This is a genomic window from Paraburkholderia fungorum, from assembly GCF_046026025.1.
In the GTDB taxonomy this organism is placed as follows: domain Bacteria; phylum Pseudomonadota; class Gammaproteobacteria; order Burkholderiales; family Burkholderiaceae; genus Paraburkholderia; species Paraburkholderia fungorum_E.
On record NZ_JAQQFL010000030.1, the window covers coordinates 18,032 to 32,401 of the forward strand.

The 14,370-nt window shown below is 60.7% G+C and carries 11 protein-coding genes; 5 read left to right on the forward strand and 6 right to left on the reverse strand.

The features are described 5' to 3' along the window. Positions 1 to 3: 3 nt before the first annotated feature. The 4 genes from PQR67_RS27630 to cadR form a co-directional block, all read right to left on the reverse strand. Positions 4 to 1,158 (reverse strand): pyridoxal phosphate-dependent aminotransferase, encoded by a 1,155-nt coding sequence (locus tag PQR67_RS27630; RefSeq protein ID WP_408466017.1) that lies wholly within the window; start codon positions 1,156 to 1,158, stop codon positions 4 to 6. Positions 1,159 to 1,513: 355 nt separating this feature from the next. Continuing rightward, positions 1,514 to 2,917, reverse strand: a complete 1,404-nt coding sequence (dbpA, locus tag PQR67_RS27635) for an ATP-dependent RNA helicase DbpA (RefSeq protein WP_408466018.1) — start codon at positions 2,915 to 2,917, stop codon at positions 1,514 to 1,516. Between the two features lie 53 nt (positions 2,918 to 2,970). Continuing rightward, complete coding sequence (locus PQR67_RS27640; RefSeq protein ID WP_028197690.1) at positions 2,971 to 3,171, reverse strand: hypothetical protein; 201 nt, start codon at positions 3,169 to 3,171, stop codon at positions 2,971 to 2,973. Positions 3,172 to 3,282: 111 nt separating this feature from the next. Beyond that, positions 3,283 to 3,714, reverse strand: coding sequence for a Cd(II)/Pb(II)-responsive transcriptional regulator (gene cadR, locus PQR67_RS27645; RefSeq protein WP_408466019.1), 432 nt, complete (start codon positions 3,712 to 3,714; stop codon positions 3,283 to 3,285). An 81-nt stretch (positions 3,715 to 3,795) separates the two neighbouring features. On the opposite strand from cadR, the gene PQR67_RS27650 reads away from it, so the two are divergent. The 3 genes from PQR67_RS27650 (at position 3,796) to PQR67_RS27660 (ending at position 8,609) form a co-directional block, all read left to right on the forward strand. After that, positions 3,796 to 6,333, forward strand: a complete 2,538-nt coding sequence (locus tag PQR67_RS27650; protein WP_408466020.1) for a heavy metal translocating P-type ATPase — start codon at positions 3,796 to 3,798, stop codon at positions 6,331 to 6,333. Between the two features lie 295 nt (positions 6,334 to 6,628). Next, positions 6,629 to 8,149 (forward strand): aldehyde dehydrogenase, encoded by a 1,521-nt coding sequence (gene adh / locus PQR67_RS27655; RefSeq protein ID WP_408466021.1) that lies wholly within the window; start codon positions 6,629 to 6,631, stop codon positions 8,147 to 8,149. Positions 8,150 to 8,213: 64 nt separating this feature from the next. Beyond that, on the forward strand, positions 8,214 to 8,609 hold the full coding sequence (locus tag PQR67_RS27660; RefSeq protein WP_408466022.1) for a DUF779 domain-containing protein: 396 nt from the start codon (positions 8,214 to 8,216) through the stop codon (positions 8,607 to 8,609). Positions 8,610 to 8,639: 30 nt separating this feature from the next. On the opposite strand, the gene eat is transcribed toward PQR67_RS27660, so the two are convergent. Next, the gene (eat, locus tag PQR67_RS27665; protein ID WP_408466023.1) at positions 8,640 to 10,043 is read right to left on the reverse strand and encodes an ethanolamine permease; all 1,404 of its coding nucleotides are present in this window, start codon (positions 10,041 to 10,043) and stop codon (positions 8,640 to 8,642) included. A 254-nt stretch (positions 10,044 to 10,297) separates the two neighbouring features. Between eat and PQR67_RS27670 the strand changes: the two genes are divergently transcribed. Then, on the forward strand, positions 10,298 to 11,164 hold the full coding sequence (locus PQR67_RS27670) for an AraC family transcriptional regulator (RefSeq protein ID WP_408466024.1): 867 nt from the start codon (positions 10,298 to 10,300) through the stop codon (positions 11,162 to 11,164). 347 nt (positions 11,165 to 11,511) lie between these two features. Here the strand turns inward: PQR67_RS27670 and PQR67_RS27675 are convergent, their stop codons facing one another. Next, positions 11,512 to 12,627, reverse strand: coding sequence for a Fic family protein (locus tag PQR67_RS27675; RefSeq protein WP_408466025.1), 1,116 nt, complete (start codon positions 12,625 to 12,627; stop codon positions 11,512 to 11,514). 286 nt (positions 12,628 to 12,913) lie between these two features. On the opposite strand from PQR67_RS27675, the gene PQR67_RS27680 reads away from it, so the two are divergent. Beyond that, on the forward strand, positions 12,914 to 14,368 hold the full coding sequence (locus PQR67_RS27680) for a DUF3375 domain-containing protein (protein WP_408466096.1): 1,455 nt from the start codon (positions 12,914 to 12,916) through the stop codon (positions 14,366 to 14,368). Positions 14,369 to 14,370 lie beyond the last annotated feature (2 nt).

Sequence of the window (14,370 nt, forward strand, 5' to 3'; positions counted from 1 at the left end):
TAATCAGATTTCACACAAACGCCGCGCGCCTTCGATCAAGGTCGCGTCGTCCTTCGAGAAGCTCAGGCGAATCAGGCCGGAATCCGTGCCGTCGGTATAGAACGCCGACAGCGGAATCGTCGCGACGCGCGCATCGCGAATCAGGCGCAGCACGAAATCGCTATCGCTTTCGTCCGAGAAACCGCGAAAACGCGCCAGCATGAAGAAGCTGCCTTCGCTCGGCAACAACTCGAAGCGCGAATCGCGCAGCGCGTGCGTGAGCAGATCGCGCTTCTTCTGATAGAACGCGGACAGGCCGAGATAGCTCTCGCGATTGGCGAGCGCATCGACGAACGCGTACTGCATCGGTGTATCGGCAGAAAACACCATGAACTGATGGACTTTGCGAATTTCTTCCATGAGCGCGGCAGGTGCGAGGCAATAGCCGACGCGCCAACCAGTGACGTGATACGACTTGCCGAACGAAGAAACGATCACGCTACGCTCCGCGAGTTCGGAGTCGCACGCCATGCTCTGGTGTTTGGCGCCGTCGAACACCACGTGTTCATAAACTTCGTCGGCCAGAATCACGATATCGGTATTGCGCGTCACGGCCTTCAGGCGCGCGACGTCCGCCTCGCTGAACACGGTTGCGGTCGGATTGTGCGGCGTGTTGATGATGATCATGCGCGTCTTCGGCGTGATCGCGGCGGCGACCTCGTCCCAATCTACGCGAAAATCGGCGAGCGACAGTTTGATCGGGACCGGCGTCGCGCCTTGCAGGCGAACGATCGGTCCATAGCTGTCGAACGACGGTTCGAAGTAAATCACTTCGTCACCAGGATGCACCAGCGCGCTGATCGTGGAATACAGACCTTCGCTGGCGCTGGCGATCACGGTGACCTCGCTCGACGGGTCGTAGCGCACGCCGTATAACGTCTCGACCTTGTCGGCGAGCGCTTCGCGCAGGGCGGCGATGCCGGCCATCGGCGCGTACTGGTTATGACCGGCGCGCATGGCTTGCGCGACACCGTCGACCAGTTTCGCGTCGGGCGCGAAATTCGGCGCGCCTTGCGACAGGTTCAGCGCGTCGTGTTGCGCGGCCAGTTGACCGATCACGGTAAAAATCGTCGTGCCTACGTCAGGCAATTTTGAGCGGGCTTGCATGGCGCTCTGCATAAGGCTTTCTCCCTTTCTTCATCCGGCAGAGGATTCGCGGACCGCCAACGGTGCGGCGGTCCCATCCGGTTTGATGAATTAGGCATCAGCCAAAGAACGCTCACAATCGAAACTTTGTCATGCGAGGCATGCGTTTACGTCATGGCTCGCGCAATGCAGCGCCAGGGAGGGCTAAGGCAATGAAATCGGGGGTTTAGCGCCAGAAATGCTGCTGCGCGGGGAGCGCGTAGAACCGCCGAGGTATGACGTAATGTGATGCACGGCGGTGATACGGCGTTGTAATACGCAGCGGTGATGCAGAGCAACTCGGCTGCGACCAGGCGGTCGCAGCCGTCAAAAGCAAGTTAATCGACGATCAGGCGTCGTCCATCATGCGGACTTTGACCTTCTTGCCCTTCACCTTGCCGGCGCTGAGCTTGCGCAACGCTTCGCGTGCGATGCTGCGCTCCACGGCCACATAGGTCGACATTTCGGTCACGTTGATCTTGCCGATCTGCGCACCGGCGAAACCTGCTTCGCCGGTCAGCGCGCCGAGCACGTCGCCCGGACGAATCTTCTCCTTGCGGCCGCCGAGAATCTGCAGCGTTTCCATCGGCGGCAGCAAACGTTCGTTGCTCGCCGGTTTCAGATCGGCCAGCTTGTGCCACTCGACTTCACGCTTTTGCGCCTGTTCGAGACTGCCCACGCGGCCCATCTCGTTCATGCTGGCGAGACTCAACGCCCAGCCTTCCTGATCGGCCCGACCCGTGCGGCCGATACGGTGCACATGCACTTCCGGATCCGGTGTGACGTCGACGTTGATCACCGCTTCGAGCTCCGCGATGTCGAGACCGCGCGAGGCAACGTCGGTGGCAACCAGCACCGAGCAACTGCGGTTCGCGAACTGGATCAGCACCTGATCGCGTTCACGCTGATCGAGTTCGCCATGCAGCGCGAGCGCATGAAACCCCTGCGCGCGCAGCACATCGAGCAGATCGCGGCATTGCTGCTTGGTGTTGCAGAACGCCAGCGTGCTCACCGGACGATAGTGGTTCAGCAGCAGACCGACCGCATGCAGACGCTGGTCTTCGGTGACTTCATAGAAGCGCTGACGAATCTTGGTGTTGTCGTGCCGCTCGGCAAGCTTCACTTCCTTCGGATTACGGAGGAATTGCTGGCTGAGTTTGACGATGCCTTCCGGGTACGTGGCCGAAAACAGCAGCGTTTGCCGCTCTTTCGGGCATTGCTTCACGACAGTCGCGATATCGTCGAAGAAGCCCATGTCGAGCATGCGGTCGGCTTCGTCGAGCACCAGCGTGTTGAGCGACTGCAACGGCAGGCTGCCGCGCTCGAGGTGATCCATGATCCGGCCCGGCGTGCCGACCACAATGTGCGCACCGTGTTCGAGGCTGGCGGTTTGCGGACGCATCGGCGTTCCGCCGCACAGCGTCAGCACCTTGATGTTTTCTTCGGCACGCGCCAGACGGCGGATTTCCTGCGTGACCTGGTCGGCAAGTTCGCGTGTCGGGCACAGCACCATCGCCTGCACGGCGAAGTTGCGCACGTCGAGGCGGTTGAGCAGCGCCAGCGAAAACGCCGCGGTCTTGCCGCTGCCGGTTTTCGCCTGGGCGATCAGATCGTTGCCGGCCAGCGCGATCGGCAGGCTCGCGGCCTGAATCGGCGTCATCTCGACATAGCCGAGCTGCGTCAGATTGGCGAGTGTGGCGGGCGGTAACGGTAGCTGGCTAAACGGCGCGCCGGCTTGAGTGGGAGTGTTCATAAGGTGAGGGCTCGCAATCGACTGAAGAGGCTGAGGGGACCGAAGGCCTGGGATTACTCGGCCATCGGGCCGGTGGCGGGACGGCCTTCGATCTGCTCGTACAGCACTGAGCCATCTTCCCCGTCGAAACGTTCGACGTAATTGCGCGCGCCGCACATCGGGCAACGGAACAGGAGTCCCTGCCCTTCATTCTTGATGACGACGTCCGACATCTCCCACTGCTCGCCGCAGGGCTGGTTTCTACAGGTAAACACGTTGATTCTCCAACTGGATTCGATTGTTTATTGGGCAGACCGGATGAATGGCCCCGCCGTGAATGCCGTCACTGCCATGGTCGGCGCCGCCGTCAGCAGGGGCGGAGCGCTTCAACCCAGATGCGTATGCCGCACCCGCGTTGCGCTCACGTCCATTTCGTTGAGGCCCTGGACGATGCCGCAGTCTTCAACGGCCTGTTCGCCGTGGCATTGCTCGCGCAGCGTGGTCAGTTGCACTTTCAGTTGCTTCAGTTCTTCGATACGCGTGTCGACGTGCGCAATGTGCTCGTCGATCAAGGCATTGATGCTGCCGCAGCCGTCCGCCGGTGCGTCTGTCAGACGCAGCAGCGCACGGATTTCGTCGTGGGTCATATCGAGCGCACGGCAATTGCGGATAAAGCGCAGGCGTTCGACGTGCCTTGCCGTATAGCTGCGGTAATTGGCCTCGGTGCGCTCCGCTTCGGGCAACAGGCCCTCTTTTTCGTAGAAACGGATGGTTTCGGTCGTGCAATGGGCGATTTTCGCCAGTTCGCCGATTTTCATGGACCCTCCCGGATTGCGGCCTTGACCTTGTAGTGGCTTCAAGGTGTTTACTAGACCACAAATCGAACCAGGAAGCCACCCATGCCACACGCCGACCTCGCCGAAGCAGACCGCCCGGAACACGCCAAAGCCCGTGCCCACGGGCACGAAGGGCATACCCACGACCATCCGGACGACGACGCTCACAGCCACGGGCATGGCGCAAGCTGCGGTCACGACCACGCCGCGCCCGCGCAGGCGCGGGACCACGAACACGCTCATGAGCACGGTGAAAGCTGCGGTCATGGCGCCAAAGCGCATGCTCGCGAGCTTGATCATGCCCACGGCGACAGCTGCAGCCACGGCCACGAAGCGCATGCTCATGAAGGGCATGACGATCACGCGCACGGCGGAAGCGGCGCCCACGACCACGGCCATGCGCATGCCCACCAAGCTCACCGCCACGCCGAGGCCGGTTGCTGTGGAACGGCGCACGCGGCCCCCGTGCCGCTCAAGCTCCCGCAATCGGAAGCCGTCGGCAACGACCTGCGCACCGCGATCCGCATCATGCAGATGGACTGTCCGACCGAAGAAGCGCTGATCCGCAAGAAATTCAGCCGCATGCCGCAGGTGCGCAGCATGGACTTCAACCTGATGCAGCGCGTGTTGACCGTCGTCCACGCGCCGGACGCCCTCGACTCGATCCTCGCCGCGATCCGCTCGCTCGACTTCACACCTGAGCTGGCAGACGCGAACCCGGGCGCGGCAGCCGCCCCTCAAGCGCCATCCAAGCCGTGGTGGCCACTCGCGCTCGCCGGCGCTGCCGCGGTGGGCTCAGAGGCCGCCAGCTGGCTTGGCGCCTCGACCTGGGTGGCGGCAGGTCTGGCGATCCTCGCGATCGCCGCCTGCGGCCTCACGACGTACCGGAAGGGCTGGGTCGCGATCCGCAACGGCAACCTGAACATCAATGCACTGATGAGCATTGCCGTGACCGGCGCACTGGTCCTGCAGCAGTGGCCGGAAGCCGCGATGGTGATGGTGCTCTTCACGATTGCCGAACTGATCGAAGCGAAATCGCTCGACCGCGCCCGCAATGCCATCCAGGGGCTGATGCAACTCACGCCCGAACAGGCCAGCGTGCAGCAAGCCGACGGCAGTTGGCGGCTCGTGGACCTCAAGTCGATCGCGCTCGGCGCGGTGGTGCGCGTGAAGCCGGGCGAGCGGATTGCGCTCGACGGCGCAATCGTCGCGGGCCGCTCGAGCGTCGATCAGGCGCCGATCACCGGCGAAAGCCTGCCGGTCGACAAGACCGTGGGCGACGCGGTGTTCGCCGGCACGATCAACCAGGCCGGCTCGTTCGACTATCGCGTCACGGCCGCCGCCAGCAACACGACGCTCGCGCGCATCATTCACGCGGTCGAAGAAGCGCAAGGCACCAAGGCGCCGACCCAGCGTTTCGTCGATCAGTTCGCGCGCGTCTATACGCCCATCGTGTTCGCGGCCGCACTCGCCGTGGCGGTGTTGCCGCCGCTGCTGTTCGGCGGACAGTGGCACGAATGGGTCTACAAGGCGCTGGTGATGCTGGTGATCGCCTGTCCGTGCGCGCTGGTGATCTCGACGCCGGTCACGATCGTCAGCGGCCTCGCGGCTGCCGCGCGCAAGGGCATTCTGATCAAAGGCGGCGCCTACCTCGAACAGGGCCGCAAGCTGAGCCGGCTCGCGCTCGACAAAACCGGCACGATCACGCACGGCAAACCCGTGCAAACCGAGTTCGAGATGCTGGCCGACGTTGACGTGGTTCGTTGCAGAACACTCGCGGCGAGCCTTGCGGGTCGCTCGGATCATCCGGTTTCGATGGCCATCGCGACAGCCGCGAAAAGCGAGAACATCGCCAGCGCTACGGTCGATGCCTTCGAAGCACTGGCAGGGCGCGGCGTGCGCGGCGAAATCGACGGCTTGCCGTATTGGCTCGGCAATCATCGGCTGGTCGAAGAGCTCGGACGCTGCTCGGCGTCGCTCGAAGCGAAGCTCGATGCGCTCGAGGGGCAAGGCAAAACCGTCGTCATGCTGGTGGATGCCGAACGCGTGCTCGCGCTGTTTGCCGTCGCCGACACGGTGAAGGACACGAGCCGCGCGGCCATCGCCGAATTGCAGCGCCTCGGCGTGCGCGCCGCCATGCTCACCGGCGACAACCCGCACACGGCCGCCGCGATCGCGCAGCAAGTCGGTATCGATGAAGCGCGCGGCAATCAGTTGCCCGAGGACAAGCTGAACGCGGTGGACGGCTGGTCGAAAGACGGCGCGACGGTCGGCATGGTCGGCGACGGCATCAACGACGCCCCCGCTCTCGCGCGTGCCGATATCGGCTTTGCGATGGGCGCGATGGGCACCGACACCGCGATCGAAACCGCCGACGTCGCCCTGATGGACGACGATCTGCGCAAGATTCCGCAATTCATCCGTCTGTCGAAGGCGACGCATTCGGTGCTGGTGCAGAACATCACGCTGGCGCTGGGCATCAAGAGTGTGTTCCTCGTACTGACGATGATGGGTCTGGGCACGATGTGGATGGCCGTGTTCGCCGATGTGGGCGCGAGCCTGCTGGTGGTGGCGAACGGCCTACGGCTCCTGCGCAAGTAAACGCCCGGCACCCGCGCGTGGGCATTTCAAGCTGCCCACCTTTGCTTTGATCTCCTCCCCAGGTGCTCATAGGCTGTTCAATTCCTGAACAGCCTATGAGCACACTGGTCAGAAACGACACGCTCATTCCCATGCATGGTGAACCAGGCCACGCGCCCGCGCTTCGCGGGCGTGCCTGCTGCGCACGCACGACCCACCCGCGCGGCGCATTGGCACAGTTCTGGCTATAGCCTCTCGCGGCCAAGCGAAATATCGCGCCGAATATAGCCCATTCAATCATGTGAGGAGCACACAGATGAATCACGCAGAGATGCAGTTTCTGACTACCGAATTCCCGTACAAAAAACAGTATGCGAATTTCATCGGCGGCGAATGGGTAAAGCCGGTGGGCGGCGAGTACTTCGACAACGTATCGCCGATCACCGGCGAGCCGTTTACGTCGATCCCACGCTCACGTGAAGCCGATATCGAACTCGCCCTCGACGCCGCGCATCGCGCGAAGACCGCTTGGGGCAAAACGTCGACCGCCGAACGCGCGAACATCCTGAATCGTATCGCCGACCGGATGGAAGCGAATCTGCAACGCATCGCCGTGGCTGAAACGATCGACAACGGCAAGCCGCTACGCGAAACAATGGCGGCCGACATTCCGCTCGCCATCGATCATTTCCGCTATTTCGCCGGCGCTGTGCGTGCGCAGGAAGGTGGGATCTCCGAGATCGACCACGACACCGTCGCCTATCACTTTCACGAACCGCTCGGCGTGGTCGGCCAGATCATCCCGTGGAATTTCCCGATCCTGATGGCGGTGTGGAAGCTCGCGCCCGCCCTCGCTGCCGGCAATTGCGTCGTGCTCAAACCGGCCGAACAAACGCCCGCTTCGATTCTCGTGCTGCTCGAACTGATCCACGATTTACTGCCGCCGGGCGTGCTGAACGTGGTGAACGGGTTTGGCCTCGAAGCCGGCAAACCGCTCGCGTCCAGCAAGCGCATCGCGAAGATCGCGTTTACCGGAGAGACCACGACCGGTCGCCTGATCATGCAGTACGCAAGCCAGAACATCATTCCCGTGACGCTCGAACTCGGCGGCAAAAGCCCGAATATTTTCTTCGCCGACGTGATGAACGCGGACGACAGCTATTTCGACAAGGCGCTCGAAGGCTTCACGATGTTCGCGCTGAATCAGGGCGAAGTGTGTACGTGTCCGTCACGCGTGCTGGTCGACGAAAAGATCTACGACCGCTTCATGGAGCGCGCATTGAAGCGCGTGGCCGCGATCACGCAAGGCCACCCGCTCGACACGAAGACAATGATCGGCGCGCAGGCCTCGCAGGAACAGCTCGAAAAAATCCTCTCGTACGTCGACCTTGGCAAGCAGGAAGGCGCCGAGTGTCTCATCGGCGGTGAGCGCAATACGCTCGGCGGCGAATTGAGCAAGGGCTACTACGTGAAGCCGACGGTATTCCGCGGCCACAACAAGATGCGCATCTTCCAGGAAGAAATCTTCGGGCCGGTCGTTTCCGTGACGACCTTCAAGAACGAAGACGAAGCGCTCGAGATCGCCAACGATACGCTCTACGGTCTGGGCGCCGGTGTATGGACGCGCGACGGCACGCGCGCCTATCGCTTCGGCCGGCAGATCCAGGCGGGCCGCGTGTGGACCAACTGCTATCACGCGTACCCCGCGCATGCCGCGTTTGGTGGCTACAAGCAATCGGGCATCGGCCGCGAGAATCACAAGATGATGCTCGACCACTATCAGCAAACCAAGAACCTGCTGGTCAGCTATAGCGACAAGCCGCTCGGTTTCTTCTAAGCATAGCGACTCTGTCCGGGCGGGCCGCATTGCGCGGCTCGCTCTATTTCAGTGAGGGTATGTGATGGCTGACGAGAAGCAAGTGGCCCGCGTGATCGCCACGCCTGCCGCGGTCGAATTGATCGACAAGCTTTGCGCCGAACATGGTGCCGTACTGTTTCACCAATCCGGTGGATGCTGCGACGGCAGCGCGCCGATGATGTTCCCTCAGAGCGAGTTCATGGTCGGTTCGTCCGATGTAAAACTCGGCACGATTGCCGGCGTGCCGTTCTACATGAGCGAGTCGCAATTCGAATACTGGCAGCACACGCAATTGATCATCGACGTGGTGCCGGGCAATGGCGGCATGTTTTCCCTGGAACGCCCGAGTGGACTGCGGTTCCTGACGCGCTCGCGACTCTTCGAGGACGATGAAAACGCATGGCTCGAAACGCATCCGGTGGAGCGGGCGGACGCTTAGCGCTTTTATGTCACGCTGGCGTCCGGATTGTCATTCTTCGAGAAGGACGTCGGATGGCGCCGCATCGCGTTGATGGCGCGTCAACAGGAAGTAGACGTAGCCGAGCGCGAGGAAGATCGCGAACACGATGGCCACCAGGAAATTGAAATACACCATCGTTGCCAGACAAATCACCGCGGCCACCAGCGCGAACGCCGGAAAGTACGGAAATAGCGGCGCGCGGAACGGGCGCTCCATGTTCGGGTCCGAGCGGCGCAGCTTGAACAGCGACAACATGCTGATGATGTACATCACGATCGCGCCAAAAACAGACATCGTCACGATGTTCGCCGTCAGCGTCTGACCGCCGAACTGGATCAATTCGTCGCTATAGATCGCGGCGATGCCGATCACGCCACCCGCGATGATCGCGCGATGCGGCGTCTTGAAGCGCGGATGCACCTTGGAGAGCCACTCCGGCAGATAGCCCGCACGGGCCAGCGCGAAGATCTGACGGGAGTACCCAAGGATGATGCCGTGAAACGACGCGACGAGACCGAACAGCCCGAGCCACACCAGCATATGCATCCAGCCGCTATGTTCGCCGACGATGAACTTCATGGCTTGCGGCAACGGATCGTTGATGTTCGCCAGCTTGGTCCAGTCGCCGGCGGCGCCTGCGAACACCATCACGCCGATGGCGAGCAGCACTAAGGTCAGAATGCCGGCGACGTAGGCAATCGGAATCGAACGCTTCGGATTCCTGGTTTCTTCGGCAGCCATCGCCACGCCTTCGATCGCGAGGAAAAACCAGATGGCGAACGGAATCGCCGCGAACATGCCGTGAAATGAACCCATGCTGAAGGTGTCCGCGCCGGACCAGCCGCCCTTCATGAAGTTCGACCATTGAAAGCCGGGCGACACGACACCCATGAACACCAGCAATTCGAAGATCGCGAGCAGCGTCACGCACAATTCAAAAGCCGCGGCAATCTGCACGCCGACAATATTCAATGCCATGAAGATCAGATACGCGCCCATTGCCGCGTGTTTCGGTTCGAGACCCGGGAACTGCACATGCAGATACGCACCGATCGCAAGTGCAATGGCGGGGGGTGCGAAGACGAATTCGACCAGAGTCGCCGCGCCCGCCAGATAACCGCCGGTTGGGCCAAAGGCGTGACGCGCGTAGGCGAACGGACCGCCCGCATGCGGAATCGATGTGGTGAGTTCGGTGAAACTAAAAATGAAAGTGGTGTACATCGCCGCGATGAAAATCGCCGTGATGACGAAGCCGAGCGTGCCGGCGCTGGCCCAGCCGTAGCTCCAGCCGAAGTACTCGCCGGAAATGACCAGACCGACCGCGATTCCCCACAGTTGCCACGTGCCGAGGGTCTGCTTCAACTCATGATGCGTGATTTTACCGACGTGCTGATTGCTGGATTCTGACTTCATCGGGCGCTCCTGAGGTTGCCGCTTGCCCGGCACCGCAAGGCTTTGCGGTGCACGAGCGGACAGGCTTCAGCCGATGGTAGTGAGCCATTATTCGAGGTGTTATCGAAATTCGGCAAAGTCAGGGCACGCTTGTGTCAGCGGGTGCCTGACTCCGTTTGCCTGCGCGGAATGAAGTTCGCAGGATTTGGTAAACGGGGACGTGGTACTTTTGTCCACATCGCTTCGGCAATCTTCTCGTGGTTAGCCACTCACTCATGAACCCATCGGACAATCGCGCGCGCTACGAGACTCGGCTGAGCCGCGTGCTCGACCACATTTACGATCACCTCGACGATCCGCTGGATATCGATCGTCTGGCGGAAATTGCCTGCATGTCGCCGTATCACTGGCATCGCATCTATCAGGCGATGTATGGCGAGACGGTTGCGACGACCGTGCGTCGCTTGCGACTGCATCGCGCGGCGGGATATCTGGCGAATGGCGCGATGCCGATCGCGGACATTGCCGAGCGCTCGGGCTATAGCAGTTTGCAGTCTTTCTCGCGCACCTTTCGCGCCGTGTTCGGCATTCCGCCGGCGCAGTACCGCAAGCAGGGGACCCATAGCCGGTTTCGTCCGGCGCTTTCAGGAGACGATCAAATGACAATGCGTGAAGTGACGATTCGTCATGTTGAACCGATGGAGGTTTTGTCGGTGGATCACGTGGGACCGTATATGCAGATCGGCAAAGCGTTCGACGGCTTGTTCGGCTGGCTGGCGAAACACAATTTGCTCGCGGGGCAGATGCGCATGATCGGGATTTACTACGACGATCCTGGGGTGGTGGAGGAGAACGCATTGCGCTCGAAAGCCGGGGTACTTTTGCCGCATCCGGTGCAGGCTTCGGTGACGGTGAGTCCACCCGTTTCGGTGGCGCATGTGAAAGGCGGTGAGTACGCGGTGCTGCGGCACAAGGGACCGTATAGCGATATGCGTGCGGCTTACGAGTGGTTGTATGGGACATGGCTCGTGCAGTCGGGGCGCGAGGCCGCGGACGCGCCGGTGTTCGAGGAGTATTTGAATAGCCCGAAGGAGACTGCGCCTGCTGAGCTCCTGACCGAGATTTGCTTGCCGTTGGTTTGATGGATCTGGTTGGGTTGTGTTTGCTCTGCTTGCTTTGTGCATGTTTACGCAGCGTGCTTTCTGGATGCCTCTCTGGTTTTTATAGTCTTTGTATATGTATACGTAGTAATAGTTAACAAGCATCGCACCTGGCTGTGGATAACCTGAATCTTCGTTTACGGATCAAGGGGCTGCGGAATCCATAACCCTGCGCAGCGCGCGCGGACAGGAAGCAGGAGCCAGGGAAAACTTTTGATCGACCTGGCGGAGTCGCGGATTTATCAAGGTTTCACCCACAACGTGTCAGGTGGCTTGTACAAAAGTTGTCCAGAGGGGGCTGTGGATAAGTGGGGTGACTTATCCAGCGCTCAATCCGCTAACTCGTACGACGTGCTGCGGCCCCCCGCTGCTGATTTTTTCAACACGCCGAATGCGACGAGTTCGCTGATGTCGCGCAATGCGGTATCGGGTGAGCACTTCGCAATCGCAGCCCACTTGCTGCTGGTCAATTTGCCGTCAAAACCGTCAAGCAGACGACTCAACAGTTTGACTTGCCGTTCGTTGAACGGCGTGCTCGCCCAGTGTTGCCAGAAACGCGCCTTAGATAGCACCACGTTTGGCGTAAGTTGGGCTTGATCGACTGCGCGATGCAAAGCCCCGAGGAACCACGCCAGCCACTCGGTGATATCCAGTGTGCCTTTTTGTGTGCGCTCGAGAATGTCGTAATAGTCTTTCCGTTCGCGCTGGATCTGTGCCGACAAACTGTAGAAGCGTTCCGGGCTACCGTCGGCGCGCGCGAGGAGCAGATCGCCAATGGCCCGTGCAATGCGGCCGTTGCCGTCGTCGAAAGGATGCAGCGTAACGAACCAGAGGTGAGCGAGCCCCGCCTTGAGCACCGGTTGATCGGCCGTATCGGTATTCAGCCATGCTATGAATCGATCCATCTCCGTTTCCAGCTGTGCCGCAGACGGCGCCTCGAAGTGGACTTTCTGACGCCCGATCGGACCAGAAACAACTTGCTTCGGCCCTTTGGAATCATCGCGCCAATTGGCAACGCTGATCCGCGACATACCGCTGAACCCTGTCGGAAAAAGTGCGGCATGCCATCCAAACAGGCGTTCTTTCGACATCCCAGCTGAGCAATTCAGTGTGGCGTCGAGCACCATCTCCACGACGCCTTCAACGTGGCGGTCGACCGGCGCGAGCGCACCGATATCGACGCCGAGCTTGCGTGCTATCGACGAACGCACCGACGCGACATTGAGCTGTTCGCCTTCTATCTCACTGGTTTTGACGACGTCTTCGGTAAGCGCGACAAGACTGGCCTCGCTGCGCAAAGCCAACCCCACATCGGCAAGACGCCCGAACAGGAGCCCTTGAGCACGGGACACTTCCGCGAGCGGAACCGCAAGGCGTGACAGGTCATAGCGCCAGCCGGGCCATTCGGGGGATTCCCAGATGTATAACCAATCTCCGCGTTTCATGCGGAGATTATGATCCACTTTCTCTGTATCTACAAATTATTCTCCGCAATATGAGCGGAGAATAGTGATGATATTCACCGCTTGGGACCGTCGGTCTCTCGCGGGCGATGACCTTTCCAAGCGGATTGAGTGGGATGAGGTAGCGACGCCGAGGTGGACAGCTTCCTATGCGGCACAGTCTCCAACGTAGTCGCAAGTCGAGACTCACCAAGCATCGGTGGCGAAAAAGCTAGACTATCATCGCCTTTCGCGACACGGATTGTTGTCGCTTTCCCACCGCCGCACCATGAACTTCGACTATTCCACACTCGACGCATTACGCCAGAACCATCCAGCATGGCGGCTGCTGCGCTCGGACCACGCGCCGCTTGTTGCAAGCTTTCTGCATCGTATTTTCACGGCGCCTAATGTACGCGTGATATCGCAAGCGGATCTGGCCGAAGTGCTGGAAGACGAGCTGTATACGTTGCGCGAACAGCTCGGTCCCACGGTCTTTCCAAAAGCCGCGTCCGACTATCTGAACGACTGGGCCGCCAACGACAAAGGCTGGCTGCGCAAGTTTTATCGTCAAGGTTCAGACGAACCGCATTTCGATCTCACGCCCGCTACGGAAAAGGCCATTGCGTGGCTTGGCACATTGACGGAACGTAGTTTCGTCGGTACTGAATCGCGTTTGCTCACCTTGTTCGAATTGCTCAAACAGATGAGTGAGGGTAGCGAAAGTGATCCGGCGACACGCCTTGCCGAACTGCATAAACGCCGCGCTGAGATCGATGCGGAAATCGCCCGTGCAGAGGCCGGAGATATTTCAATTCTGGACGATACCGCACTGAAAGATCGCTTCCAGCAGTTCATGGCGATCGCACGTGAACTGCTGACCGATTTCCGCGAAGTCGAACACAATTTTCGCGGTCTCGATCGCCGGGTACGAGAACGTATTGCCTTGTGGGACGGAGCAAAAGGCGAACTGCTGGAGGAAATCATGGGCGAGCGCGATGCGATCGCCGATTCAGATCAGGGGCGCAGCTTCAGGGCGTTCTGGGACTTTCTGATGTCAAGCAGTCGCCAGGAAGAACTGACCCTGATGCTCGACCGCGTGCTGGCGCTTCCCCCCGTGGCGGAACTGAAGCCCGACGCGCGCACACGGCGAGTTCACTATGACTGGCTGGAAGCGGGTGAGCATACCCAGCGCACCGTCGCCTTTCTATCACAGCAGTTGCGGCGCTTCCTCGACGATCAGGCATGGCTCGAAAACCGCCGCATCATGGATATCCTGCGTGGCGTGGAAGCGAAAGCGCTGGCCTTGCGAGACCTGCCTCCCACTGGGGAGATCATGACTATTGCCGACACGGCGGCCGAGATCGAACTGCCGATGGAGCGTCCGCTCTATGCCCCGAGCCTCAAACCGCGCATTGCTGCCATCACCATCGAGGCCGGCGATGCCGACATCGACGCCGCGGCGTTGTACTCCCAGATCGTAGTCGACAAAGCCAGGCTGGTATGGCATATCCGTCATGTTCTGCAGGACCGTCCGCAAGTGACGCTGCGCGAGCTTTGCGACACTCAGCCTCTGGAGCAAGGTTTAGCCGAACTGGTCGCTTACTTGCAACTTGCCGGCGACACGTTCAGCACGGTAGTGGACGAGCAGGTCAGTGAGACAATCGTCTGGCGTAGCCGGAAGGACAGCGGCGAACAACAGACCCGGCAGGCAAGCCTGCCACGCGTTATTTTCGTGAGATAAGG